Genomic DNA, 25,377 nt, shown 5'->3' with positions numbered 1-25,377 from the left:
TCACACCTTTAAATTTGTTATTTGTTTGGCTGCCTGACGCTTCAGCCATGCACCTTTCAGTACCACGATAAGAAAAATGTTAAGTGCTAATCCGCAAGCTAAAACCAAATAGAACGATAATCCCGGTGACATCAGCCCAATCAGCGGATCAAAAATGCCTAATCCAGGCGCTAATCGTTTAATACCAAATGCAATGACTAGCATGCCGGTTATGCCACCGCTCAGCGTATTGGCGGTGATCATCGGTAGCGGAGCAGCAAGTGCGTAGGGGATCGCGGGTTCAGTCGCCACGGTTGCACCTACCACAATGGCACTGCCAGCGGCGTCTCTTTCCTGTTGAGTAAACAGTTTAGGGGTGATAAACGTAGCCAGTCCTGCGGCCATCGGTGGCATTAGTGCCACCACGCCGACAATCGCATACCAGTCGTAAATATGTTTGTCCAACAGCGAGAAGCAGAAAAACCAGGCTGTTTTATTGATTGGGCCACCCATATCAAAAGCCAGCATTGCACCGACGAGGAATGCGGCCAATAGCTTCATGGAGGTTGGAATCGTGTTTAGGAAATGCAGTAGATAATCCATCATGCTGCCCATAACTGGGCCGATGATGTAATAAGTTAGGATGCCAAAAACTAGCAGCGTAACAAATGGGATTAACATTGAACCCAGCAGAGGTTGCAGCGCTTTGCCCAACTTTACCCTGCGGAAGTATTTCACAAAGTATCCGATACTTAGACCTAAAATCACCGCGCCGAGAAAACCCGCGCCGGATTGCGTACCTAATAGCGCATTGTCGTTTGCCAAATAGCACACTAAGAAAGCCGGTGCGAAGGCAGGTTTATCGCTGATCGAATAGGCAATGTAGGCACCCATTATCGGGATCATAAATTTAAACCCGAGGTAGCCGATTGACTCCATCACCCACGTAAATGACGGGGAGCCCTTGGTCATGTCGTGATAGGGCAAGCCGAGTTGGACCAGCATATTTGCTACAGCAACCAATAAACCCCCGCCGATGACAAACGGTAGTGCGGCTGAAACACCAGCCATCAGGTGGCTCATCAGGCTGTCCGGCTCAACATCCTGCTTGCCTAGGCGTACTGCGCTTTCCATGCCCAAAAGCAGTGAATTCTGTTCCAACTGTTGATAGATCTGGTCAATGTTTTTTAGCGCCTGCGAGATCTTTATTTCAAATACTTTTTTGCCTGCAAAGCGTTGGCGATCTTCTTCGCTCAAACCACGGCCGATAGCTAAAATTACATAGTCTGCGGCATGGATTTCATCCGGCGTGAGGCGATTTTCAACCCCGCTGGAGCCTTGGGTTTCAACCTTTATTTGATAACCTAATTCTCGGGCTTTATTTTCTAATGCTTCAGCAACCATGTAGGTATGCGCGATACCCGCTGGGCAGTTGGTGATAGCGACTATCTTCAGAGCAGTTTCCATTGTTCTGTCCTTGACGGCGATAGGATTAAGCTAGGGTCGCGTTCAGTAATGTGACAATACCTGCGCTATCTAGGCTTTTTATCTGCGCAATAAAATCAGGGTAAATTACCTTGCGGCACAGCTTAGATATCATGCCTATCTGCTCGCTGGCACTGGTCTGGGGAACACCTAAGCAGATCCAACACGATGCTAGTTCACCGTCTTCGGCCTGCCAGTCCACGCCTTGGGCGCTTCTAGCAAATAACACAAAAGGCTGGTGAACAACCGCAGATTTGCCATGAGGAATAGCGACACCGCAGCCAAAACTGGTGGAGGACTCTTTTTCTCTTAGCAACAAGGTTTGTAGATAGCGGGCTTGATCGTTCACGAATCCTCGTGCGACAGCCATTTGACTGAGTGATTTCAGCACCGCGTATTGGGTATTTCCACTGATGTTCAGATCAATGTCTGCGTAGGTAATAAGCGCCAAAGTGCCCTCCTTATGCGAGTTATGCGGGCAATACGAATGCGATACGTAAATATAATAAGGCGCATGGCGGAAAGGAGTAACGGCGAAGATGTCATTGAGAGGGTGACGTTTTCGCCGTCAATGGTGGCTAAAAATTGCGAGCAGTTTCACATTGTGCTGTGACCGTATTACGGTTTACTACACGCTTCCACCGCACGGATCACCATTTGATAGCCAGTGCAGCGGCATAGGTTTCCTGCTAATCCTCGGCGAATTTCTTCATGAGTTAACGGGCGGGACGGGTGTTTGGCGAGCAGCGCCGTGGTTGCCATCACCAGACCCGGCGTGCAGAAGCCACACTGTACGGCACCGGCATTCACATAGGCCTGCTGTACCTGCGAGAGTTGGCCGTTTTTTACTTCACCTTCGGCGGTGCTGATACGTTTTCCATCGGCCCATACGGCGAGGTATAAACAGCTATCGGTTGCGACGCCGTCGATAAGCACGGTGCAGGCTCCGCATTCTCCTACCCCACAGCCCTGTTTCACGCTGGTTAGCCCTTCATCTCTAAGAAGCTCCATCAACGACAGCGCGGGAGAAATCGTAAAGGGATAACGCTTTCCATTTATTTCACATTCAATATCAACCCAATGCTTACGATTCATGCGATTTTACCTCCAGCACGTTCGACGGCGAGTGAAATAGCACGCTGAGCCAAGGTGCGAATAAGATGCAGGCGAAACGATTTTTCTGCGCGCCATGATGAACGCGGAGAAACATCCTGAGCTACGGCTTCACAGATAGCCGCCAGCGTTTGTTGATTCAGCGGTTGGCCAATGGCGCTTTGCTCGGCATATGGGCAGCGAATAGGTGTAGGTGCTGCAACGCCATAGGTGAGACGTAGATCGGTGAAGCGGCCTTGAGCGATGCGGCATACCGCCGAACAGCCAATCGTGGCGATATCCATTGCACCGCGCATGGCGTATTTAATGTAGCTGCTGCCAATATCTTGGTAATACTCAGGCGCAAAATAGAAGGCAACCACAATTTCGCCTTGCTGTAGCGCGACTTTTCCAGGACCCGTGTGGAAACCTTCGATAGAGCGCCGATAACAACCGTGAGCGGTCGCAATTTCTAGTTCAGCTTTCAGCGCCAAGGTGGGAGATGCTGAGTCCGCGCTTGTTGCTCCGTTGCAGATATTGCCGCCATAGGTCGCAACGTTACGTACCTGAGGGCCCGCTATTGTTGCCGCTGCCTCGGCAAGCAGTGGCAGATGCTGCTGAATTAGCGGATGTTCAATGAGTTCAGTAAAGGTGGTTGCCGAGCCGATCCGTAAATGATGATGGCGATCGATGCCGATCCCCTTTAACTCGGGTAAATCATGAACATCAACAATGTGGCGGTATTTGGGGTTTAGGTGATGAAGCTGGATCAGCACATCGGTGCCGCCGGCTAAAAGCCGTGCTTGTGGATATTCAGTGAGTAGCTCACAGGCATGCAGCACGCTGCGAGCACGGTAGTAGTTTTCGATATCGTACATGATTACTCCCTGATGAGTCCGGCCTGAACGAATTCAGCAAACAGCGTTTTAGGCGTGATGGGCAGCGTGTTGATGGAGATGCCGGTTGCCATACGAATAGCGTTTCTAATTGCGGGAGCGGGCGAGATAATTGGCGGTTCGCCGAGCGCCTTATGCCCGTACGCTGACTGAGGTTCATAGGTTTCAACAAATGCACAGTCCAGATCGGGCAGATCCATAATGGTGGGGAATTTATAATCCAACAGGTTTGGATTACGGACTACGCCGGTTTTCTCATCAATGATCATCTCTTCGAATAAAGCCCAGCCGATCCCCATGCCCATCCCTCCATGCACTTGGCCTTCGGCAAGCTGTGGGTTAAGAATTCGGCCTGAATCATGCAGGTTGATAATCTTGTTGATGGTGACTTTACACAGTGGAATATCGACGCTGAGATCGACAAACGTGCAGCCAAAAGCCGGTGGGTTAGTGGTGGTTTTATGGGATATTTCAGCTAGGAGCTGGGCGCCGATTTCCTGATGATAATAAGCGTGCATCGAAACTTCCGCCACGCTCATGAGCACCATCTCAGGCTGGGCTGCCATCACGACATTTCCGTTGAGTAACGTGAGTCCCCACTGTGGCTGGTGGCTAATTAATTCGGCATGAGCCAGTATTTTACTGCGTAATTCGCTTGCCGCCTGCATCACCGCAGGCGCGGCAACATAGCTTTGCCGAGACGCAAATGCCCCGGGATCGTAGGCCGTGATATCGGTGTCTTGGGTGGATATCACGCGAATATGTTCAAAGGGAATACCTAACGTTTCGGCGGCCATCTGGGCGAAAACGGTATCTGAACCTTGGCCGATCTCCGTGGCGCCAATTTGCAGGTTTACCGTGCCGTCTTGGTTGAGCAACATGCGGGCTCCCGCAATTTCAACGCCGACGGGATAGGTGTTAGAACCGTAGCTGAAACATGCGACGCCGATGCCGCGGCGCAGATCGCCAGTTTGATTTTGGCAGGCGGCTTTACGGGCGTTCCATTCGAACAGATCGCGCCCTTTTTCAAGGCATTCAATAAGTCCTGCGCTATAAATCTTTTTGTGGTTAACCGGATTGATATCACCGCTGCGTGCGGCATTAAGCAAACGTACATCGACGGCGTCGAGTGACAGTTTTTCTGCCGCGTCATCTAATAAGCATTCAAGCGCAAAAGCCACCTGCGGCGCGCCATAGCCACGCATGGCGCCTGCGGCAGGATAGTTTGAATAATGCGTAAGAGCAGAATAGCCGAAGGCGCTACGGGGATAGAGATAGCTGATTTTGTTGGCACCGGCGGAAGCGATGGAATGCCCGTGCGAAGCATAAGCGCCCGTGTTTGACAGCACGTCCAACTGATAGCCCGTTAATATACCGTCGTGATTAAGTCCCAATTCCGCGTCGATACTAAAGGCATGACGCGTGCGTGAAGCAAAAAAACACTCTTCACGGCTGAGTTCGACCTTCACCGGAATGCCACCCATCTTTTGGGTGAGAAAGGCGGCCATTGGTTCTTCGAGTACGTCCTGTTTATTGCCGAACCCACCGCCGATATAGGGTTTTATCACGCGTATGTTTGACCAAGGCATACCTAGTGCTTGAGCGACGGTGCGACGCACGATCTGTGAGATCTGGGTGCTGGACACAATCACAATGTGATCCGGCTGTTCCATGTAGGCGAAACAGGTCACGCCTTCCATATGGCAGTGCTGGATCACCGGCGTTTGAAAATGTGCAGAAAGCTGCAGATCGGCCGATGAAATCGCTTCTTTAGGCTGATTCGCGCTGATATCACTTTTTTTCAGCGTATTCCCTTCTGGATGAATCAGCGGGGCATCTTGTGCTAAAGCGCCCTGCGCCGTGGTTATCACCGGCAGCTCTTGATACGCCACCTCAACCAGCGCGGCGGCTCGTTCTGCGGTTAGTGCATCACGCGCGACCACAATCGCGACACCGTCGCCATAATGGCGCACATGCTGGGTGAGTAGCTGACGATCGGCAACGTCTCGCTTAGCGGGCTCCAGTGACCAAGCATGTCCCGCGGTGGGAAATCGTAATTCAGGCACGTCTTGATAAGTAAATACGGCTTCAACACCCGGCAAAGCCAGCGCCGCATAAGTATCAATGGCCGTGACGTAAGCGTGGGCGAGAGGGCTACGTACATATTTGGCGTAACGCATGCCGTGCATTTGATGATCGTCGGTGTAGCGAGCGTGGCCGGTAACCTTAGCTTCAGCGTCCACCCGCTTGAGTGGGGATCCTAACGACATAGCTTTCTCCTTAGAGGAGCTTGGGATTTTTAATTTGAATGAAGTGAATCGTCGGAATATATAAATCAGCACCAAAGCAGCAAGATGCACGCCATAAGGCGTTGAGCGGTAAGGTGATTGGTGGAAACGTGAAGGGGATCGAGCGTTTTTTCTTAGATGAATTACAGAATGTGATGGCTGAAGGTGGCATGACGGCGATGGAGAGCAGATGACTATCAAAATGGGAATCTTGGTATCAAATTGAGATCGAAGTTATCGTAATGAAATGCTTAGTCTCTTTGCGCTAACTGATTGGTTTTGCATGATTATGCGTAAGCTGATTTTTTGTTCTTAACGTGCATCGACGCGTTTTTTTAGTGCGTAAAACTGATGATAATCGGCGTTAATCGCAAATTTCTAATTACCGTGTATTTACTCTGGCAGTGAGGGAGAAGAGTCGTTAACCTGAAACTAACATTGTAAGCCTTTGGCTATCTTGCTGAGTGAAATTAGCCGAGTGAAATTAAATAATTAAGAGAGGGAAGATGTCTAATTCTCATATCCGTATTGCTATCGCCGGTGCCGGTGGCCGCATGGGAAGACAGTTAATTGCTGCGGTTGCAAATGCAGAAGGTGTGGTGCTCGGTGCTGCTTTTGAACGTGAAGGCTCTTCATTGCTAGGCGTAGATGCAGGTGAGTTAGCGGGTATTGGCCAAACAGGCGTAAAAGTCAGCTCAAGCCTACAGGATGCCGCCGCTGGCTTTGATGTTTTGGTCGACTTTACGCGCCCAGAAGGTACGTTAGCGCATTTAGCATTCTGCGTATCTCAACGCAAAAATATGGTGATTGGTACCACTGGTTTTGATGATGCGGGTAAAGCCGCGATCAACAAAGCGGCTGAATCTATTGGCATTGTGTTCGCTGCCAACTTTAGCGTTGGGGTTAACGTGATGCTCAAGCTGCTAGAGAAGGCGGCAAAAGTGATGGGGGATTATACGGATATCGAAATCATTGAAGCCCATCATCGTCATAAAGTTGATGCGCCGTCTGGCACGGCTTTAGCCATGGGAGAAACCATTGCTCAGGCGTTAGGGCGCGATCTGAAAGAGTGTGCGGTATATGCCCGCGAGGGATACACCGGAGAGCGCGACCCTAAGAGTATCGGCTTTGCCACTATTCGCGCGGGCGATATTGTCGGTGAGCACACCGCGATGTTTGCCGATGTGGGGGAGCGAATCGAGATTACTCACAAAGCATCAAGCCGCATGACGTTTGCTAGCGGCGCTGTGCGAGCTGCTGCATGGGTAGGCAATCAGCCTATTGGTCTTTACGATATGGGTGATGTTCTTTCTCTCAATGAACTCTAAGAAAAAACAGTAATCACTGGTTTTTAATTTGTTTTTTAAAATTAAAAATACAATGGATAACAATGCGTTATCCATTTTTTTTATGTTAATGTTGGCTTTGGTTGTATTTTTCCATGAGTGTCTTGTTAGTCGCCTTATTTTACTTTTTATTAACCTGAGTGGAAACTGTGATTGACCTTTGCAGAGGAAAATTGCATCATAAACCTATTGCCGCTAATTCACGACACTGGCAACCGTTTTCTATTTTCAGTTAACATCTATTTTTAGCGACTTCGTTGTAAAATCTCTCCTTAAGCCTTAAAAAATACAAAAAAATCATCTTTTCAGGTAGACAAGCATTCACCACGTCTTTAGAATGCGCGCAATTTGCCGGAAATTAGTCAAGAAGGCAGTTTTTTGCATTGATTTAGATCGAATGATCTGCATTAATATGCAAATAATGTGACTGAATATTCTTTGGAGGGTGTTTTGATTAAGTCAGCTATATTGGTTCTGGAAGACGGAACCCAGTTTCACGGTCGGTCGATTGGTGCAGATGGATCGGCGGTGGGCGAGGTGGTCTTCAATACGTCAATGACCGGTTATCAAGAAATCCTCACTGATCCTTCCTATTCCCGCCAGCTAGTCACTCTTACTTATCCCCATATCGGCAATGTCGGCACTAACGCCTCTGATGAAGAATCCTCCGCTGTTCATGCTCAAGGCCTGATAATTCGCGATTTGCCTCTGATTGCTAGTAACTACCGCAGCACCGAATGCCTCTCTGATTACCTCAAACGTCACAATGTTGTGGCTATCGCCGATATCGATACCCGCAAACTGACGCGCTTGCTGCGTGAAAAAGGTGCTCAGAATGGCTGCATCATCACCGGTAGCATTGACGGCACGCTGCCAGATGTTCAATTGGCGCTGGAAAAAGCGAAAGCGTTCCCAGGCTTAAAAGGTATGGATCTGGCAAAAGAAGTCACTACCCGCGAATCTTATGCTTGGACGCAAGGCAGTTGGACGCTGATGGATGATTTACCTGCGGCGAAAGAAGAGTCAGAGCTGCCATTCCACGTTGTTGCCTATGACTATGGCGTGAAACGCAACATCCTGCGCATGCTGGTTGATAGAGGCTGTCGCCTGACGGTGGTTCCGGCGCAAACGCCGGCAGAAGATGTGTTGAAGCTCAATCCTGATGGTATTTTCCTATCCAACGGTCCCGGTGACCCGGAGCCGTGTGATTACGCTATTCGCGCCATTAAAACCTTCTTAGACACAGACATTCCGGTCTTTGGTATCTGCTTGGGCCACCAACTTTTGGCGCTGGCCAGCGGAGCCAAAACCATCAAGATGAAGCTCGGCCATCATGGCGGCAACCATCCAGTGAAAGACCTCGATAAAGACATCGTGATGATTACTGCGCAAAACCACGGTTTTGCCGTTGATGGCGATAATCTGCCAGATACGCTGCGCGTGACGCACAAGTCCCTGTTTGACCACACGGTTCAAGGGATTCACCGCACAGATAAAGCCGCGTTTAGCTTCCAAGGCCACCCAGAAGCAAGCCCTGGGCCGCACGATGCTGCGCCGCTGTTTGACCACTTTATCGATTTGATTCAGACCCACCGCGACACAATGACAAGAACAGCCAAATAATCAGGAGCAATAAATAAAATGCCAAAACGTACTGATATAAAAAGCATCCTGATTCTGGGCGCAGGCCCGATTGTTATCGGCCAAGCATGTGAATTTGACTACTCGGGTGCGCAAGCGTGTAAAGCGCTGCGCGAAGAAGGTTACCGCGTCATTTTGGTGAACTCGAACCCCGCGACCATTATGACTGACCCAGAAATGGCCGATGCGACCTATATCGAGCCGATTCACTGGGAAGTGGTGCGCAAAATCATCGAAAAAGAGCGCCCTGATGCCGTTCTGCCTACCATGGGTGGCCAGACCGCACTGAACTGTGCGCTTGAGCTAGAGCGCGAAGGGGTGCTGGCAGAGTTTGGCGTAACCATGATTGGTGCGACCGCTGACGCCATCGATAAAGCCGAAGATCGCCGCCGTTTCGATATCGCGATGAAGAAAATTGGCCTCGACACCGCACGCTCAGGCATCGCTCACACCATGGAAGAAGCCTTAGCCGTCGCGGCTGACGTTGGTTTCCCATGTATTATTCGCCCTTCATTCACCATGGGCGGCACCGGCGGCGGTATTGCGTATAACCGTGAAGAGTTCGAAGAGATTTGCGAGCGTGGTCTGGATCTCTCCCCCACCAAAGAGCTGCTGATTGATGAGTCGCTGATTGGTTGGAAAGAGTACGAGATGGAAGTGGTGCGTGATAAAAACGACAACTGCATCATCGTTTGCTCAATTGAAAACTTCGATGCGATGGGCATTCATACCGGCGACTCCATCACCGTAGCACCGGCCCAAACGCTGACTGACAAAGAATATCAAATCATGCGTAACGCCTCGATGGCGGTGCTGCGTGAAATCGGCGTAGAAACCGGTGGTTCTAACGTGCAGTTTGCGGTGAACCCGAAAAATGGCCGCCTGATCGTCATTGAAATGAACCCGCGCGTGTCGCGCTCTTCTGCGCTGGCCTCTAAGGCCACAGGTTTCCCAATTGCGAAGGTCGCAGCCAAACTGGCGGTGGGTTACACCCTTGATGAGCTGATGAACGACATCACCGGTGGTCGTACTCCGGCTTCGTTTGAACCGTCTATCGACTACGTTGTGACCAAAATTCCTCGCTTTAACTTCGAGAAATTCGCGGGCGCGAACGACCGTCTGACCACCCAAATGAAATCTGTCGGCGAAGTAATGGCGATTGGCCGCACTCAGCAAGAATCTTTGCAGAAAGCTCTGCGTGGTTTGGAAGTAGGCGCAGCAGGCTTCGATCCTAAAGTGAGCCTCGATGACCCAGAAGCGCTGACTAAAATTCGTCGCGAGCTTAAAGATGCAGGCGCTGAGCGTATTTGGTACATCGCCGATGCTTTCCGTGCTGGCCTGTCCGTTGACGGCGTGTTCAACCTGACCAACATTGACCGCTGGTTCTTGGTGCAAATCGAAGAATTGGTGCGCTTGGAAGAACAGGTTGCCGAAGTAGGGATTAATGGCCTGAGCCATGCGTTCTTACGCCAACTGAAACGCAAAGGCTTTGCTGACGCTCGTTTGGCTAAGCTGGCTGGCGTGGCGGAAACTGAAATTCGCAAACTGCGCCACAAGTACAATCTGCATCCGGTTTATAAACGTGTGGATACCTGCGCGGCAGAATTTGCCACCGATACGGCCTACATGTACTCCACTTATGAAGAAGAGTGCGAGTCGAATCCAAACAGCGACCGTCCGAAAATTATGGTGCTGGGCGGTGGTCCAAACCGTATCGGCCAGGGTATTGAGTTCGACTACTGCTGTGTGCATGCATCTCTTGCGCTGCGTGAAGACGGTTACGAAACCATCATGGTGAACTGTAACCCTGAAACCGTTTCTACCGACTACGATACCTCTGACCGTCTGTACTTTGAGCCGGTTACGCTAGAAGACGTGCTGGAAATTGTGGCGGTAGAAAAACCACAGGGCGTTATCGTGCAGTACGGCGGTCAGACGCCGCTGAAACTGGCTCGTGCATTAGAAGCCGCCGGTGTGCCGGTTATCGGTACCAGCCCAGATGCGATTGACCGCGCTGAAGACCGTGAGCGTTTCCAGCAGGCCGTTGTGCGTTTGGGCTTAAAACAGCCCGCTAACGCCACGGTTTCAACCATCGAGCAGGCGATTGAGAAGGGCGCTGTCATCGGTTATCCGCTGGTTGTTCGCCCATCCTACGTGCTGGGTGGCCGCGCAATGGAAATCGTGTATGACGAAATCGACCTGCGCCGTTACTTCCAAAATGCGGTGAGCGTGTCTAACGATGCGCCGGTGCTGCTGGATCACTTCCTCGATGATGCGGTTGAAGTTGATGTTGATGCAATCTGCGACGGTGAGCGCGTATTAATCGGCGGCATTATGGAGCACATTGAGCAGGCGGGCGTTCACTCCGGTGACTCGGCATGTTCACTGCCAGCTTATACGCTGAGCCAAGAAATTCAGGACGTGATGCGCGTACAGGCTGAAAAACTGGCGATGGAGCTCGGCGTTCGTGGGTTGATGAACGTGCAGTTCGCGGTTAAAGATAACGAAGTGTATCTGATTGAAGTGAACCCGCGTGCAGCACGTACCGTACCGTTCGTGTCTAAAGCGACGGGAGTTCCGCTGGCGAAAGTTGCGGCGCGTGTGATGGCCGGTCAGACGCTGGCACAGCAGGGCGTGACTAAAGAAGTTATCCCGCCGTACTACTCGGTGAAAGAAGTGGTGCTGCCATTCAATAAATTCCCTGGCGTTGACCCAATCTTAGGGCCTGAGATGCGCTCAACCGGCGAAGTGATGGGTGTTGGCCGCACCTTTGCGGAAGCTTTCTCTAAAGCGATGTTAGGCAGCCAGTCTAAGGTGAAAACGCCGGGGCGCGCGCTGCTGTCTGTACGTGAAGGCGACAAACACCGCGTGGTTGATTTGGCGGCAAAACTGCTGAAGCAGGGCTTTGAGCTGGATGCGACCCACGGTACCGCAATCGTGTTGGGCGAAGCAGGGATTAATCCACGCTTGGTCAACAAGGTGCATGAAGGGCGTCCTCATATTCAAGACCGTATCAAAAACGGTGAGTATTCCTATATCGTGAACACCACCGCAGGTCGTCAGGCGATTGAAGACTCCAAGCTGATTCGCCGCAGTGCGCTGCAATACAAAGTGCATTATGACACCACGCTGAACGGTGGTTTTGCGACTGCGATGGCGTTGAACTCCGACCCAACCGAGCAGGTTACGTCGGTGCAAGAAATGCACGCGCGCTTGAAAGGATAATATCGGCGCCAAAAATTTCTGCGTTGAAATGCTAAGCCTGACTTCGGTCAGGCTTTTTTTTGACTAATTTTTTCTTCATTCCAAAAAACTTGAGCAACTTGTTAAAAATTTTCGGATTTTATTTGTTTTTAAAACTGTCATGCTATGTCGTAGAAAATTCCCTAAGTTTTTTGATGCCTAACCGATTAATATTCCTGTTAGCACCGCTTGCATTGCTGCCATGACATCAATATTTGGGTCTAAGATAAATTAAGGCTTTCGCACAACGAGAAACGCATGATCCTGATTATATACGCCCATCCTTATCCTCGGCATTCGCATGCCAATAAGCGTTTGTTAGACGCCGTTATCGATATTCCTGAGGTTGAAGTTCGCTCACTGTATGAGCTCTATCCTGATTTCAATATTAACGTTGCTGCCGAGCAGCAGGCGTTGAGTCAGGCCGATCTGATTATCCTGCAACACCCGATGCAGTGGTACAGCATGCCTCCGCTGTTAAAACTGTGGATCGATAAAGTTCTGGAACACGGCTGGGCTTATGGACATAACGGCAAAGCGTTAGAGGGAAAAGATTTTATGTGGGCGGTAACCACCGGTGGCAACGATCATCATTTTGATTTAGGCGACCATCCGGGCTTCCCGATTCTTTCTCAGCCGATTCAGGCAACGGCAGTTTATTGCGGCATGAACTGGCTGCCATATTTTGCTGAACATAATACGTTTTCATGCGACGAAGCGGCGTTAGCTCGAGCCAGTGAAAGCTATCGTCGGCGTTTAATCAACTATATTGCGCTTCATCCGCAGGCAGAATTACCGGCATCCGACGTTGAGGAGCCAGCGCATGGATAACCACGGCATGATGATTGAAGGGCTGATTTATCTCGGCTCTGCGGCGCTGTTTGTGCCGATTGCGGTGCGTCTTGGTTTGGGATCGGTGCTGGGGTATTTGATTGCCGGCTGCATTATTGGCCCGTGGGGGCTAAAGCTGGTTTCAGATGCGGAGTCCATTCTGACTTTCGCCGAAATCGGCGTGGTCTTGATGCTGTTTGTGATTGGCCTTGAACTTGATCCTAAGCGCCTTTGGACGCTACGCGCCTCGGTATTTGGCGGTGGCAGTATTCAAATGATCGGCTGTGGACTGGTATTGAGCCTGTTCTGCTATTTGCTGGGGCTGAGTTGGCAAGTGGCTATCTTGATTGGTTTAACGTTGGCTCTTTCTTCTACCGCCATTGCGATGCAGGCGATGAACGAGCGCAACTTGACCCCGTCGCCGATTGGTCGCTCATCCTTTGCCGTTCTGCTATTCCAAGATATTGCAGCGATACCGCTGGTGGCGATGATCCCTCTGCTGGCAAGCAGCGGGGCAACGACCACCATGGGCGCATTTGCGCTGTCAGCGGCGAAAGTGGTTGGTGCTTTAGCTATCGTTATTTTGCTTGGCCGTTACGTGACTCGTCCGCTGCTGCATTTCGTGGCGCGTTCAGGCATGCGTGAAGTTTTCAGCGCCGTGGCGTTATTTCTGGTGTTTGGATTTGGCGTGCTGCTAGAAATGGCCGGTATGTCGATGGCGATGGGGGCATTTTTAGCCGGTGTGTTGCTGGCTAGCTCTGAATATCGACACGCGCTGGAAAGCGACATTCAGCCGTTTAAAGGACTGTTGTTGGGGTTGTTCTTTATCGGCGTAGGGATGTCGATTGATTTTGGCACTTTGTTTAGCCATCCGTTGCTGATTGCTACGCTGTTGTTTGGATTCTTAATCCTAAAAGCGGCTTTGCTGTGGCTAGTTGCACCGATTCTTGGCGTACCGCGCAAGCAGAGAACGCTGTTTGCGGTGCTGTTAGGACAGGGCAGTGAATTTGCATTTGTGGTGTTTGGTGCGGCTCAAATGGCCGGGGTATTACCCGGTGAGTGGGCAAAATCATTAACGCTGGCGGTTGCGCTTTCCATGGCAGTAACGCCGATCCTGCTGGTGATATACACGCGCATGGAGAAAAACGTTAAACAGGATGAACGCCCGCAGGACATTATTGATGATGACAATGCTAGCGTGATCATCGCCGGTTTTGGTCGATTTGGTCAGATTGCGGGTCGTTTGCTCTTAGCCAATGACGTGCACACGGTTGTACTGGATCACGATCCTGACCATGTTGAAACGCTGCGTAAGTTTGGCATGAAAGTTTTTTACGGCGATGCGACCCGCGTTGATCTGCTGGAGTCGGCGGGCGCTGCGAAAGCAAAAGTGTTGATTAACGCCATTGATGACGTGGATGCCAATCTGCAGTTGACCGAGTTGGCGCAAGAACATTTTCCGCATCTGAAGATTGTCGCGCGCGCGCGCGATGTCGATCACTACTATCAATTGCGGCAGCGCGGCGTGGAGTTCGTTGAACGAGAGCTGTTTGAAGGCTCGCTGCGTGTAGGGCGTAATGTACTGGAACATTTAGGCTGCGGTGCCTACGAGGCTCGCGAAAAGGCAGATATTTTCCGTCGTTATAACCTGCGTATGCTGGAAGAAACGGTGCCAAACTACGAGGATGCCGAATTCCGTCTTGCCAGTTTGCAGCGGGCTAAAGAGATGCTGAGTCAGGCGATTGAGCAGGATAAGGCGCGCTTAACCATTGCCCAGCAAAGCGGCTGGCGCGGAAGTATTGACGGCAAATCTCCCGATCTTGACCCTATGGTCACCATCCACGAAGAGGATGTGCCAGAACTGCAAAAAGACGCTTAACCTTTTCGCCCTCTTTCATGTACGGAAAGAGGGCGTTTAGCCTTAGCTTAAGGCCACTTTCAGACCTAACCCAATCAGCATCACACCTAAAAGGCGGTCGATGATCTTTTGTGCTTTTGCCAGCGCTAGTCGAACAGGCGCGCTTTGAATCAGCACAACCAGCATTGGCCACCAAATGAAAGATAAACCTAAAATTATCCCCGCATACCACAGTTTTTCACCCACGCCTGAGTTAACCTCTAATACCTGAGTGAATACCGCCAGAAAGAATAATGTCGCCTTAGGATTGAGTAAGTTACACAAATAGCCTTGTAAGAATGCGCTTTTGAGGCTGACTTGCTGAGGTGTTTGGTTATCGACGTTTATCTTGCTGCCGCCACGGGAAAAGAGGGCATGAATGCCAATCCAGACTAAATAGGCAGCACCGGCATATTTCAGAATATTAAACAGCCACGGTGTGGTGGTTATCACCACGGCCAGACCAGCGACACAATACGACATATGGGTTGCTACGCCGCCGATCACGCCAAGTGCGGTCATCATGCCGGCCTGACGCCGATATCGTGCGGCATTTTTGATCACTAAGAAGAAATCGGGGCCGGGCGATAACATCCCCAGCGTTGCGATAGACGCAACAAACAGCGTGGTTTCAAACATGATGAGATCCGTGGTGAGAAAAAATAATAACGCCTCTATGAGGCAAGGACATCACCTCTATTGGGGTTATTGAAGCAATATGATAAGAATATGAAAGCACTATTTTTAATCGAAAAATGAACGCATAACAACCAAAAAAATCAGGAAAAACCATGGATGTGGACTCTCATAAGCAGAGGGAAATAACCCGGCTCTGTATACAATGTGCCCTTTTTTTGTTGCAGCACGGCGCAGAAAGCATGCTGGTCGAACAGCTTTCATCTCGGTTAGGCATTGCACTTGGCGCTGAAAGCGTTGAAAGCTCAATCTCGGCAAACGCGGTGGTGTTGACGACGATCATTGATGGTCACTGCATGACATCAACGCGCAAAAATGTGGATCGCGGGATCAATATGCACGTTGTGACCGAGGTTCAACATATTGTGATTATGGCTGAGCACCATTTGTTGGATATCAAAGATGTGCACCGGCGTTTTGAGCATATCAAGCCGTTACGCTATCCGCGCTGGTTACTGGTTTTGATGGTTGGACTTTCCTGTGGGTGTTTCTGCAAACTCAACGGTGGCGGTTGGGATGGTTCTTTGGTGGCATTTATTGCCAGCGCCGTGGCGATGTATGTGCGGCAGGTACTGACCCAGCGCCAAATGCATCCGCAGATTAACTTCTGTATCACTGCTTTTGTTGCCACCACGGTATCGGGCTTACTCATCCAATATGACCCATTTAAAGAAACCTCCACCATCGCTATGGCGGCGAGTGTTTTGCTACTGGTGCCCGGTTTCCCTTTGATTAATGCCGTGGCGGATATGTTCAAAGGGCATGTGAATACCGGCTTGGCTCGCTGGGCAATGGCGTCGTTATTGACGCTGGCGACCTGTATTGGCGTGGTGATGGCGATGTCGCTGTGGGGGCTCAGAGGATGGATATAATCGATTTATTGTTGGCATTGTTGCAGGACATGGTTTTAGCCGCAGTGCCTGCCGTAGGTTTTGCGCTGGTATTTAATGTTCCCGTCCGTGCGCTACGCTACTGTGCATTACTGGGGGCTATTGGTCACGGTTCACGCATGTTGATGATGCACTTTGGGATAAACATCGAGTGGGCAACGCTAGGCGCCGCGATATTGATTGGAGTGCTGGGGATTCAGTGGTCACGTAGGCTGCTTGCTCATCCTAAGGTGTTTACCGTCGCCGCCGTGATCCCTATGTTCCCTGGGATCTATGCCTACACGGCGATGATTTCCGTGGTGAAAATTTCGCACCTTGGCTTTAGCGATGCGCTGTTTGAAACCATGGTAACCAATTTCCTAAAAGCGTCGTTTATTGTGGGGGCGCTTTCCATCGGCCTATCTCTTCCGGGACTGTGGTTATATCGCAAACGTCCAAGCGTCTAGTTTGTGTGAGTCTAAGAGGCGAAAAATCGAAGTAGAAATGCTGTTTTATCTGAGAGTTAGTTTAAGTGGGTGTAAATGACTCTATCTGGCTATCGACACCCGTTAACCCTTTACTTATAGTGTGCGCAATTTTTCTACTTGATAGGATCGACCAACATGTATATCAGCCTAATTGCTGCGCTTGCAGCAGATCGTGTTATTGGTATGGAAAACGCGATGCCGTGGCATTTACCGGCCGATCTCGCGTGGTTTAAGCGTAATACTTTAGATAAGCCCGTTATTATGGGACGCAAGACGTTTGAATCTATTGGCCGACCTCTGCCTGGGCGTCACAATATCGTACTAAGCAGCCAGCCGGGCAATGATGACCGCGTGACATGGGTTGCTTCACCCGAGGCTGCAATTGCCGCTGCGGGTGATGTTGAAGAGGTAATGGTTATCGGTGGTGGCAGTATTTATTCCCAGTTCCTGCCGCTGGCTCAACGGATGTATTTAACGCACGTTGACGCTGAAGTGGGCGGAGATACCTACTTCCCAGACTATGAACCTGATGAGTGGGAAACCTCATTTAGCGAATTTCATGATGCCGACAGCGCAAACTCTCACGGCTATTGCTTTGAGATCTTGCATAAGCGCTAAGTAACCGCATGATAAAAAAAGCCCGCATATGATTGCGGGCTTTTTTGTTTTGAAATCATAGCACGCTAATTATGCCGACTCTTCTATCGATTTAATACGCAGAGAGGGCTGAGTGAAATACTGTTTGTCTTCCCAGCGAAGCATGGTTAACTCACCTCCCCAACAGCATCCAGTATCCATCGCATAGACCTGCGGCGGAGTGCCTTTTCCTTCCAGTGATGCCCAATGTCCGAAGGCGATTGAGTAACCTTCATCTAATACTTTGCTAGGCAAATTAAACCATGGCTTTAGCGGTGAGGGCGCTTCGCCCGGCGCATCTTTGCAGATCATATCCAGCTCGCCACCCGGAAAACAGTAACGCATACGCGTTAAGGCGTTGGTTGAAAAACGCAGACGTTGTAATCCGGTGAGGCCATCAATCCAGCTGTTTGGCATATCGCCATACATCGCGTTTAAAAACAGCGGATAGCTGTCGCTGCTTAGCACGGCTTCAACTTCTCGCGCACAAAGCTGCGCGGTCTCTATGTCCCACTGAGGGCTGATACCCGCGTGCGCCATCACCAGCTTTAGCTCGTTATCAACCTGAAGTATGGGCTGGCGCCGTAGCCAATTAATCAGACTATCGGCATCGGGGGCGTCGAGCAGCGGGGTAATCTTATCTTTCGGCTTGTTGCGACTAATGCCTGCATACACGGCGAGAAGATGCAGATCGTGATTCCCTAGCACCATCCGAACGCTATCGCCCAGCGACTGTACATAGCGGAGAACTTCCACCGAGTCTGGGCCACGAGCCACCAAATCTCCGGTTAGCCACAGCGTGTCTTTAGCCGGATCAAAATCAACCTGCGCCAATAAAGAACGAAGCTCTTCATAGCAACCGTGGACATCGCCAATCAATAATGTAGACATAGATGAGTCAGTTTTGCTCAGTTAATGAGTGTCGGGATAGCTAAACGAAATACGGGTATGGCGATACGAAATTCCTGACCGGCATGATCGATCATTTCATAATGTCCTTCCATGGTGCCGCAAGGCGTTTCAATAATGGCTCCACTGGTATATTGGAACTCATTATTGGGCAGAATGAGCGGCTGTTCGCCAATCACGCCTTCGCCCTGAACTTCAGTCTGACGCCCGTTACCGTTGGTAATCAGCCAGTAACGTCGTAGGAGCTGCACATTGAATCGTCCAAGATTCCTAATAGTGATGGTATACGCGAAAACAAAACGCTCTTCATCGGGAAGAGATTGGGTTTCTGCATAGGCACTTTGTACCTGAATACACATACGAGGTGAATCAATCATGATGTACGGCTCCCGTTATGACGTTGTCAGCGAGACCTATACCCTAACTGATAAACAGAGAGGGTATATTGCACAACTATTCTGCTGATTTCTCACACAGCCAGTTGGCAAGTTTGCAATAGTTCTCGACAGAGATGTTCTCTGCACGCAGGGCAGGATCGATACCCAACTCGGTCAATTGTTCTGGCGTGAACAGATGGCCCAAGCTATTGCGCACGGTTTTGCGGCGCTGATTAAAAGCTTCTGTGGTGATACGGCTAAGTACGCGGATGTCTTTGACCGGATGCGGAATCGTCGCATGAGGGATCAAACGAACCACGGCTGAGTCCACTTTTGGTGCTGGACGAAACGCCGTTGGCGGAACTTCCAGTACAGGAATAACCTGACAGTAGTATTGCGCCATAACGGTCAAACGACCATAGGCTTTACTGTTCGGTCCTGCAACCAAACGGTTCACCACTTCTTTTTGCAACATGAAATGCATGTCGCTGATAGCTCCAGTATAGGTGAACAGATGGAACATCAACGGCGTTGAAATGTTGTATGGCAGATTACCAAATACGCGTATCGGTTGACCCAGTTCACGTGACAGCTCGCCAAAATCAACGGTCATCGCATCTTGCTGACGAATGTTAAGCTTGCTGCTGATAAACGGATGGGTTGCTAGTCGCGCGGCTAAATCACGGTCGAGTTCGATAACCGTCATCTTGTCCATGCGGTCGGCAACAGGCTCGGTTAAAGCACCCAAACCGGGGCCGATTTCAACCACGGCTTGGCCTGGCATTGGATGGATAGCGGACACAATGCTGTCGATCACATATTGATCGGTCAGGAAGTTTTGTCCAAAACGTTTACGAGCCAGATGGCCTTGGTGAACTCTGTTATTCATTACTGTTATTTATCATTTTAATAGCGAGATTTAATGCTGTTCTGAAACTACCCACATCAGCGATGCCAGTAGCAGCCAGATCCAGCGCGGTGCCGTGATCGACGGAGGTGCGAATGAACGGCAGCCCCAACGTAATATTCACAGCGCGGCCGAAGCCTTGGTATTTTAGCACCGGTAGGCCTTGATCGTGATACATCGCCAAAACGGCATCGGCGTGTTCCAGATACTTAGGCTGGAATAGCGTATCAGCGGGCAGGGGCCCAATCAGGTGAATACCCTTTTGACGCAGTGACTCAAGCGTTGGAATGATCACATCAATTTCTTCACGTCCCATATGACCGCCTTCACCCGCGTGGGGATTAAGGCCACAGACGTAAATTTGCGGTTCATTAATACCAAATTTGGTACGTAAATCATGATGAAGGATCGTGATAACTTCAGTCAGCGTTTGTGGCGTAATCGCCGCCGGCACATCAAGTAGTGGAAGATGGGTAGTGGCTAATGCAACGCGCAACTCTTCCGTCGCCAACATCATCACCACACGATTGCGATGGCTACGTTCAGCGAAGAACTCTGTATGGCCAGTGAAAGGCACGCCCGCGTCGTTAATAATGCCTTTGTGAACCGGACCGGTAATGAGCGCTGCGAATTCGCCGCTCAGGCAGCCATCACACGCTCGCGCCAGCGTTTCAACCACGTAGGCACCATTATTGGCATCAAGCTGCCCTGGCAACGTTTTACCGTGCAGCGTGATTGGCAGAATAGTGAGCGTTTTTTCTGCCTGTGCCTGCGCGGGGGCATCAGGCTGATATTCTCGCAGCGCAAGCGGCAGTTGCAATAACGCGGCACGTTCAAGCAACAAAGCCGGATCGGCGCACACTACCAGCTCAGCAGGCCAAGCCTGTTGAGCAAGAGCGATAACCAAATCCGGCCCCACCCCGGCAGGTTCACCGGGGGTTATAACGACACGAAACGTGTCATCTGTATGATTACTGGGCATTGCTACCATCAATAATTTTTACATAAGCGCTGGCACGCTCTTCCTGCATCCAAGTCTGTGCTTCTTCCGCAAACTTGCGGTTGAACAGCATGCGATATGCGCGATCTTTCTGTGCATCATCGGTGCGGTCAACTTGGCGCGTATCCATCAGTTGAATCAAATGCCAGCCAAATGAAGAGTGAACCGGAGCGCTTAGCTCGCCTTTTTGCAGCTTCATTAACGCATCGCGGAAAGCAGGATCGTACATGGTTGGAACTGCCCAACCGAGGTCACCACCTTTCAGCGCGGAACCTGGATCCTGAGAGATAGCGCGAGCAGCTTCATCAAAGGTGATCTGCTTGCTCTTAATTTGCTGAGCAATGTCCTGCAGTTTGGCTCGAGCCTGATCGTCGGTCATTACCGGAGAAGGGCGCAGCAAAATATGGCGAGCGTGTACTTCGGTTACAGACACATTAGCCTGACCGCCACGAACGTCATTCACTTTTAGAATATGGAACCCAACGCCAGAGCGGATTGGACCAATGATGTCACCTTTTTTAGCCGTTTGCAGTGCAGCCGCAAACAGTGAAGGCAGTTCTTGAATTTTTCCCCAGCCCATTTGGCCGCCTTTCAGCGCCTGAGAGTCTGCGGAATAACTGACTGCCATCTTGCCAAAATCAGCACCTTTGTTCAGTTGATCAGTCAACTGACGAGCCTGTTGTTCTGCGTCGTCCACCTGCTGCTGCGATGGGTTTTCCGGCAGAGCAATCAGGATGTGGCTGAGATTAAGCTCGGTATCAGCACCGTTCTGCGATCCAACCTGTTTAGCTAACGCTTCAACTTCTTGCGGAAGGATAGTCACGCGGCGGCGAACTTCATTGTTACGAACTTCAGAAATAAGCATCTCTTTGCGGATCTGCTCACGATAGGTTTTATAGTTAATCCCATCGGCGGCCAAACGGCTGCGCATCTGATCCATCGACATGTTGTTTTGCTGAGCAATGTTACCAATTGCACGATCGACGTCAGCATCGGTCATATTGATGCCCATCTTTTTCGCCATCTGCAACTGGATGTTATCCATGATCAGACGCTCAAGGATCTGGTGACGTAGCGTGGCATCATCAGGCAGTTGCTGACCGGCTTCACGCGCGTTCAGTTTTACGGATTGCATCAGACCATCGACGTCACTTTCCAGCACCACACCGTTATCAACCACAGCGGCTACTTTATCAACGACTTGAGGGGCTGCAAACGCAGTGTTGGCACAGAATGCTACACCGAGTATCAGCGTTCTCCAGTTCTTCATACCTTTTCCATTTATCCAATCCGCATCGCTGCGGGTTAATGTCAAAACTCTGCTTTTACTAATCGAGCTACAACTAGGTAGTGATTAGACCACAAAAATCGCAAAATGTTAGAAAGCACGCTGGTAAGGCAAGATACCTTTTTGCAGCATGTCTGCCGTACCCAAGCTGTAATTCGTGCCCAAACCACGCAGTGCGAAGGTGAACGAGAACTTGTTGTCGTACTTACTGTTTGGCTGCGAGGAGGTGGAATCCCATGAGGTAATTTTACGCTCGTAGTTTACACCAACAGACCAGCAACAGGTGTTGTATTGAAGGCCGACCAGTGAATCCGCGGTTTGATTCGCATTGGTGTCGTAGTAATACGCCGCCACTAACGCCCAGCGATCTGCGACAGGAATACTCCCCGTTGCGCCCACTTGGCTAATCCCTTGGTTATACAGATCGTTATTGGCATATTGCGGGATCATCGCCGTAACATACTCAGGGCTGGCGTAGCGATAGCTGAACTGGACCATTGTCTCAGCATCTTTACGATACTCCATGACCGCATCGCCTAGCGCTACGTTGTTTAGGCGGGTGTCATACTGCAAGCCACCACGGATGCCCCAGTGATCGGTAATTTTCCAGTAAGAATCACCAGCCCAAACGAGGCTGCCGGTGTCTTTGTCTTTATCGGTAGATAGGGTTTCATCACCGGTACGTGAGCGTTCGAAGTAGTAGATTTGTCCCAAGGATGCGTTAAAACGTTCGACCAGCGCATCATCATAGACACGCGTGGTTAAACCGGTCGACATCTGGTTGGCTGAGGCAATACGGTCCAAACCACTGTAGATACGGTCACGGAACAGGCCGGTATAGTCCATCTGCAGCAGCGTTGAGTCATAAACGCCGATTTCGCTTTGATCGCGATACGGGATATACAGGTACTGAGCACGAGGCTCCAGCGTTTGGGTATAGCCTTCTGCCCAATCCATGTCGCGATCGAAGGTGACTTTTCCGTCAACTTTCAACTCTGGCATAACGCGATTTACCGAATCTTTAAGATCGCTAAAGTTGCTGTTGTTATCTGGCAGCGTCTGTTGGTAGTGAGTTGCCAATAGCTTGGTTTCGGTATTCACACTGGCCCAGCCGTTTGACCAAGGAAGGTCAAGGGTTGGTTCGAAGTGATAACGATCGGCTTCAGGCTGATTATCGCTTTCGTTAGTGAATTTAACTGCTTGGCCATATAAATGCAGGTCAAACGGTCCGATATCGTTTTTATAGTAGTTCAAATCTAACTGTGGTTCGGCACGGTAAGAGTTTGAGTTACCGGCATCAGCAAACACTTGGAACTGCGTGGTGGATAGCTTCGCATTCCAGTTTTGCTCAGCATAGCCCACGCTGAATTTTTGCGTTGCGTAGCCATCTGTGCTGGAACCGTGGGTCGAATCCAGATCGTTAAAGTAGTAAGGATCGCTTACTTTGGTGTAGTCGACGTTGAATCGCCACACCTTGTTCATCACGCCGCTGTGCTGCCAGTAGAACAACCAGCGTTTTTTATCTTTTTCCGCGTCAGAGATATTGTTTTTATCCAGACGGTCATCGGCGTACTGTTTGTCTTTGTTTAACCAGTCCAGCTCCATCAAGCCGGTACCCGCCACGGTTAGATAGCGGAACTCGTTCTGCAGTTGCAGACCGCGGTTTTCCATGTAGTGTGGGGTAATGGTGGCATCGACCTGAGGGGCGATGTTCCAATACCATGGCAGGCTAAACTCAACGCCGTCGTTGCTGGAGTATTTAAAATCGGGTAGCAAGAAGCCGGAGCGACGTTTGTCACCGATTGGGAGCTGCAGATAAGGGCTGTAGAAAACCGGAACGGGGCCTATTTTAAAGCGCGCGTTCCAAATTTCCGCCACTTCTTCCTGCCGATCCTGAATGATTTCAGAACCTGCAACGCTCCAGCTATTATCGCCAGGCAAACAGGACGTAAAGGTCCCGTTTTCTAAAATGGTGTAGCGGTTCTCGGCGCGGGTTTTCATTAAATCCGCCGTGCCTCGACCTTGGCGACCGACGAACTGATAATCACCCTGCCACACGTTAGTGTCTTTGTTATTCAGATTTGACCACGCGTTCGGGCCTTTCAGTTTGACCTGATTATCTGAATAGTTAACGTTGCCGGTTGCAGTGACCGTGCGCAGCGGATCGGGTTTATCTTTAAGAAACTTCTGATCGAGCTGAACCTGATCGGCTGTCAGCGTGCTATTACCCTGCTCAATGTTCACGTTTCCGCTGAACACCGCATTATCTGGATAATTTGCGTCGCTTTTATCGGCTTGAATATGCACCGGTAAATCATTTGGATTGCCGGATACCAGTGGTTTGTTATACATAGGCACGCCGAGCAAGCATTGCTCAGCAAGATCGGCCAGAGCGTTCTGGCTATATAGTGCCGACCAAACCAAGGTGGCAACCAGTGTTGGAATACTTTTTTTCATACGCGGTTTCAGAAGTTCCGTCATCAGAGGCGTCGAGCAGCGAACGGTCAGAGACTATATCACCCCTAAGCGTTGCGCTAGTGTTAAATTGACGCATTCTTGGTTGCTGTCGTTAGGCGTCAGAATAAATGACAGGTATGATAAAGCAAATTATGTCCCTCGGCATGATGAATTGAGGACGATATGCAGTATTGGGGTAAATTAATCGGATTAGTTCTTGGTCTAATGTCAGGAACAGGCTTTTGGGGCGTTGTGTTAGGGCTACTTATTGGCCATATGATAGACAAGTCGCGTCAGGTGAGAAGTAGTGGCTACTTTTCTAACCAAGCGCAGCGACAGGCTCTATTTTTTAGCACAACGTTTCAGGTGATGGGGCATTTAACCAAGTCAAAAGGGCGTGTAACCGAAGCAGATATTCACGTTGCCAGTGCGCTGATGGAAAGAATGCAGCTGCACGGTGCGGCAAGAACGGCGGCGCAGCAGGCGTTTCGCGAAGGTAAGCAGGCTGATTTCCCCCTGCGTGAAAAGCTGCGAGAATTGCGCAGCATCTGCTTTGGGCGTGTCGATCTCATCCGTATGTTCTTGGAGATCCAACTGCAGGCCGCATTTGCCGATGGTTCCTTGCATCCGAATGAGCGTGCAGTGCTGTATGTGATCGCCGAAGAGCTTGGCTTCTCTCGCATTCAGTTTGATCAGTTCCTGAGCATGATGGAGGGTGGGCGCCAGTTTGGCGGTGGCTACCAGCAACAAGGACAGTATCAGCAGCAAGGCGGATACGGTGGCGGCTATCAGCGCCAAACGGGGCCAACGTTAGCGGATGCTTGCAAAGTGTTAGGTGTTAAGCCGAACGACGACGCCACGACGATCAAACGAGCGTACCGCAAGCTGATGAGCGAGCACCATCCAGATAAACTGGTAGCGAAAGGTTTGCCGCCGGAAATGATGGAAATGGCCAAACAGAAAGCGCAAGAGATTCAGGCCGCTTACGATTTAATTAAGAAGGAAAAAGGATTCAAGTAATCCTTTAGCCGATAAAAAGCCCGCAATAGATT

The 25,377-nt window shown here is 50.3% G+C and carries 21 protein-coding genes; 9 read left to right on the top strand and 12 right to left on the bottom strand.

Annotation, left to right across the window (positions count from 1 at the left end; all coding sequences use genetic code 11):
- From AB3Y96_RS18510 to xdhA, 5 genes are all read right to left on the bottom strand, one after another.
- Window positions 1-1,446 (bottom strand): PTS fructose-like transporter subunit IIBC, encoded by a 1,446-nt coding sequence (locus AB3Y96_RS18510; RefSeq protein ID WP_072310006.1) that lies wholly within the window; start codon window positions 1,444-1,446, stop codon window positions 1-3.
- A gap of 25 nt (window positions 1,447-1,471) precedes the next feature.
- Complete coding sequence (locus AB3Y96_RS18505; RefSeq protein ID WP_072310007.1) at window positions 1,472-1,915, bottom strand: PTS fructose transporter subunit IIA; 444 nt, start codon at window positions 1,913-1,915, stop codon at window positions 1,472-1,474.
- 167 nt (window positions 1,916-2,082) lie between these two features.
- Window positions 2,083-2,559: a xanthine dehydrogenase iron sulfur-binding subunit XdhC gene (gene xdhC / locus AB3Y96_RS18500; RefSeq protein ID WP_072310008.1), complete on the bottom strand. Its 477-nt coding sequence runs from the start codon at window positions 2,557-2,559 to the stop codon at window positions 2,083-2,085.
- A complete protein-coding gene (gene xdhB, locus AB3Y96_RS18495) occupies window positions 2,556-3,434 on the bottom strand; it encodes a xanthine dehydrogenase FAD-binding subunit XdhB (RefSeq protein WP_072310009.1) in 879 nt (292 codons plus the stop codon). The genes xdhC and xdhB overlap by 4 nt, the downstream gene beginning before the upstream one ends.
- 2 nt (window positions 3,435-3,436) lie before the next feature.
- Window positions 3,437-5,722 carry a xanthine dehydrogenase molybdenum-binding subunit XdhA gene (gene xdhA, locus AB3Y96_RS18490; protein ID WP_367299913.1) on the bottom strand — a complete coding sequence of 762 codons (2,286 nt, stop codon included), beginning with the start codon at window positions 5,720-5,722 and terminating at the stop codon, window positions 3,437-3,439.
- Window positions 5,723-6,246: 524 nt separating this feature from the next.
- Here xdhA and dapB point away from each other — a divergent pair.
- From dapB to kefC, 5 genes are all read left to right on the top strand, one after another.
- The gene (gene dapB / locus AB3Y96_RS18485; protein WP_367299912.1) at window positions 6,247-7,068 is read left to right on the top strand and encodes a 4-hydroxy-tetrahydrodipicolinate reductase; all 822 of its coding nucleotides are present in this window, start codon (window positions 6,247-6,249) and stop codon (window positions 7,066-7,068) included.
- A 468-nt stretch (window positions 7,069-7,536) separates the two neighbouring features.
- Entirely contained in the window at window positions 7,537-8,709 is a 1,173-nt protein-coding gene (carA, locus tag AB3Y96_RS18480; protein ID WP_367299911.1) for a glutamine-hydrolyzing carbamoyl-phosphate synthase small subunit, read from the top strand.
- A gap of 18 nt (window positions 8,710-8,727) precedes the next feature.
- Complete coding sequence (gene carB / locus AB3Y96_RS18475; RefSeq protein ID WP_072310013.1) at window positions 8,728-11,952, top strand: carbamoyl-phosphate synthase large subunit; 3,225 nt, start codon at window positions 8,728-8,730, stop codon at window positions 11,950-11,952.
- 276 nt (window positions 11,953-12,228) lie between these two features.
- Window positions 12,229-12,801, top strand: a complete 573-nt coding sequence (gene kefF / locus AB3Y96_RS18470; protein WP_025801428.1) for a glutathione-regulated potassium-efflux system oxidoreductase KefF — start codon at window positions 12,229-12,231, stop codon at window positions 12,799-12,801.
- Window positions 12,794-14,680, top strand: a complete 1,887-nt coding sequence (kefC, locus tag AB3Y96_RS18465) for a glutathione-regulated potassium-efflux system protein KefC (RefSeq protein ID WP_025801429.1) — start codon at window positions 12,794-12,796, stop codon at window positions 14,678-14,680. The genes kefF and kefC overlap by 8 nt, the downstream gene beginning before the upstream one ends.
- Before the next feature lie 42 nt (window positions 14,681-14,722).
- Here kefC and AB3Y96_RS18460 read toward each other — a convergent pair whose 3' ends face one another.
- Window positions 14,723-15,337: a LysE family translocator gene (locus AB3Y96_RS18460; protein ID WP_072310015.1), complete on the bottom strand. Its 615-nt coding sequence runs from the start codon at window positions 15,335-15,337 to the stop codon at window positions 14,723-14,725.
- A 152-nt stretch (window positions 15,338-15,489) separates the two neighbouring features.
- On the opposite strand from AB3Y96_RS18460, the gene AB3Y96_RS18455 reads away from it, so the two are divergent.
- The 3 genes from AB3Y96_RS18455 to folA all read left to right on the top strand — a co-directional run bounded on the left by AB3Y96_RS18455 (window position 15,490) and on the right by folA (window position 17,369).
- A complete protein-coding gene (locus tag AB3Y96_RS18455; RefSeq protein ID WP_072310016.1) occupies window positions 15,490-16,266 on the top strand; it encodes a threonine/serine exporter ThrE family protein in 777 nt (258 codons plus the stop codon).
- Window positions 16,266-16,730: a threonine/serine exporter gene (locus AB3Y96_RS18450; RefSeq protein ID WP_175421628.1), complete on the top strand. Its 465-nt coding sequence runs from the start codon at window positions 16,266-16,268 to the stop codon at window positions 16,728-16,730. Before AB3Y96_RS18455 ends, AB3Y96_RS18450 begins: the two co-directional genes overlap by 1 nt.
- A gap of 156 nt (window positions 16,731-16,886) precedes the next feature.
- Entirely contained in the window at window positions 16,887-17,369 is a 483-nt protein-coding gene (gene folA / locus AB3Y96_RS18445; protein WP_040045409.1) for a type 3 dihydrofolate reductase, read from the top strand.
- Window positions 17,370-17,438: 69 nt separating this feature from the next.
- Here the strand turns inward: folA and apaH are convergent, their stop codons facing one another.
- The 6 genes from apaH to lptD all read right to left on the bottom strand — a co-directional run bounded on the left by apaH (window position 17,439) and on the right by lptD (window position 24,349).
- Window positions 17,439-18,278: a bis(5'-nucleosyl)-tetraphosphatase (symmetrical) ApaH gene (apaH, locus tag AB3Y96_RS18440; RefSeq protein ID WP_072310019.1), complete on the bottom strand. Its 840-nt coding sequence runs from the start codon at window positions 18,276-18,278 to the stop codon at window positions 17,439-17,441.
- A 17-nt stretch (window positions 18,279-18,295) separates the two neighbouring features.
- Entirely contained in the window at window positions 18,296-18,673 is a 378-nt protein-coding gene (gene apaG / locus AB3Y96_RS18435; protein WP_367299910.1) for a Co2+/Mg2+ efflux protein ApaG, read from the bottom strand.
- A gap of 76 nt (window positions 18,674-18,749) precedes the next feature.
- The gene (rsmA, locus tag AB3Y96_RS18430; RefSeq protein WP_367299909.1) at window positions 18,750-19,562 is read right to left on the bottom strand and encodes a 16S rRNA (adenine(1518)-N(6)/adenine(1519)-N(6))-dimethyltransferase RsmA; all 813 of its coding nucleotides are present in this window, start codon (window positions 19,560-19,562) and stop codon (window positions 18,750-18,752) included.
- The gene (pdxA, locus tag AB3Y96_RS18425) at window positions 19,555-20,562 is read right to left on the bottom strand and encodes a 4-hydroxythreonine-4-phosphate dehydrogenase PdxA (protein ID WP_367299908.1); all 1,008 of its coding nucleotides are present in this window, start codon (window positions 20,560-20,562) and stop codon (window positions 19,555-19,557) included. The genes rsmA and pdxA overlap by 8 nt, the downstream gene beginning before the upstream one ends.
- Complete coding sequence (surA, locus tag AB3Y96_RS18420) at window positions 20,552-21,850, bottom strand: peptidylprolyl isomerase SurA (protein ID WP_072310022.1); 1,299 nt, start codon at window positions 21,848-21,850, stop codon at window positions 20,552-20,554. Before surA ends, pdxA begins: the two co-directional genes overlap by 11 nt.
- A gap of 108 nt (window positions 21,851-21,958) precedes the next feature.
- The gene (lptD, locus tag AB3Y96_RS18415; protein ID WP_367299907.1) at window positions 21,959-24,349 is read right to left on the bottom strand and encodes an LPS assembly protein LptD; all 2,391 of its coding nucleotides are present in this window, start codon (window positions 24,347-24,349) and stop codon (window positions 21,959-21,961) included.
- Between the two features lie 159 nt (window positions 24,350-24,508).
- On the opposite strand from lptD, the gene djlA reads away from it, so the two are divergent.
- The gene (djlA, locus tag AB3Y96_RS18410; protein ID WP_072310024.1) at window positions 24,509-25,345 is read left to right on the top strand and encodes a co-chaperone DjlA; all 837 of its coding nucleotides are present in this window, start codon (window positions 24,509-24,511) and stop codon (window positions 25,343-25,345) included.
- Window positions 25,346-25,377: the final 32 nt, after the last annotated feature.

Source organism: Hafnia alvei, assembly GCF_964063325.1.
Lineage (GTDB): Bacteria > Pseudomonadota > Gammaproteobacteria > Enterobacterales > Enterobacteriaceae > Hafnia > Hafnia alvei_B.
This window is presented reverse-complemented; position numbering and strand designations above follow the sequence as displayed.

Excerpts from the sequence above, each read along its gene's own strand:
- AB3Y96_RS18460 (WP_072310015.1), bottom strand. The coding sequence starts at position 15,337 with ATGTTTGAAACCACGCTGTTTGTTGCGTCTATCGCAACGCTGGGGATG.
- lptD (WP_367299907.1), bottom strand. The coding sequence starts at position 24,349 with ATGACGGAACTTCTGAAACCGCGTATGAAAAAAAGTATTCCAACACTG.
- AB3Y96_RS18455 (WP_072310016.1), top strand. The coding sequence starts at position 15,490 with ATGGATGTGGACTCTCATAAGCAGAGGGAAATAACCCGGCTCTGTATA.
- apaG (WP_367299910.1), bottom strand. The coding sequence starts at position 18,673 with ATGATTGATTCACCTCGTATGTGTATTCAGGTACAAAGTGCCTATGCA.
- xdhA (WP_367299913.1), bottom strand. The coding sequence starts at position 5,722 with ATGTCGTTAGGATCCCCACTCAAGCGGGTGGACGCTGAAGCTAAGGTT.
- kefC (WP_025801429.1), top strand. The coding sequence starts at position 12,794 with ATGGATAACCACGGCATGATGATTGAAGGGCTGATTTATCTCGGCTCT.
- surA (WP_072310022.1), bottom strand. The coding sequence starts at position 21,850 with ATGAAGAACTGGAGAACGCTGATACTCGGTGTAGCATTCTGTGCCAAC.
- rsmA (WP_367299909.1), bottom strand. The coding sequence starts at position 19,562 with ATGAATAACAGAGTTCACCAAGGCCATCTGGCTCGTAAACGTTTTGGA.
- folA (WP_040045409.1), top strand. The coding sequence starts at position 16,887 with ATGTATATCAGCCTAATTGCTGCGCTTGCAGCAGATCGTGTTATTGGT.
- dapB (WP_367299912.1), top strand. The coding sequence starts at position 6,247 with ATGTCTAATTCTCATATCCGTATTGCTATCGCCGGTGCCGGTGGCCGC.
- pdxA (WP_367299908.1), bottom strand. The coding sequence starts at position 20,562 with ATGCCCAGTAATCATACAGATGACACGTTTCGTGTCGTTATAACCCCC.
- djlA (WP_072310024.1), top strand. The coding sequence starts at position 24,509 with ATGCAGTATTGGGGTAAATTAATCGGATTAGTTCTTGGTCTAATGTCA.
- apaH (WP_072310019.1), bottom strand. The coding sequence starts at position 18,278 with ATGTCTACATTATTGATTGGCGATGTCCACGGTTGCTATGAAGAGCTT.
- kefF (WP_025801428.1), top strand. The coding sequence starts at position 12,229 with ATGATCCTGATTATATACGCCCATCCTTATCCTCGGCATTCGCATGCC.
- AB3Y96_RS18510 (WP_072310006.1), bottom strand. The coding sequence starts at position 1,446 with ATGGAAACTGCTCTGAAGATAGTCGCTATCACCAACTGCCCAGCGGGT.
- xdhC (WP_072310008.1), bottom strand. The coding sequence starts at position 2,559 with ATGAATCGTAAGCATTGGGTTGATATTGAATGTGAAATAAATGGAAAG.
- xdhB (WP_072310009.1), bottom strand. The coding sequence starts at position 3,434 with ATGTACGATATCGAAAACTACTACCGTGCTCGCAGCGTGCTGCATGCC.
- carB (WP_072310013.1), top strand. The coding sequence starts at position 8,728 with ATGCCAAAACGTACTGATATAAAAAGCATCCTGATTCTGGGCGCAGGC.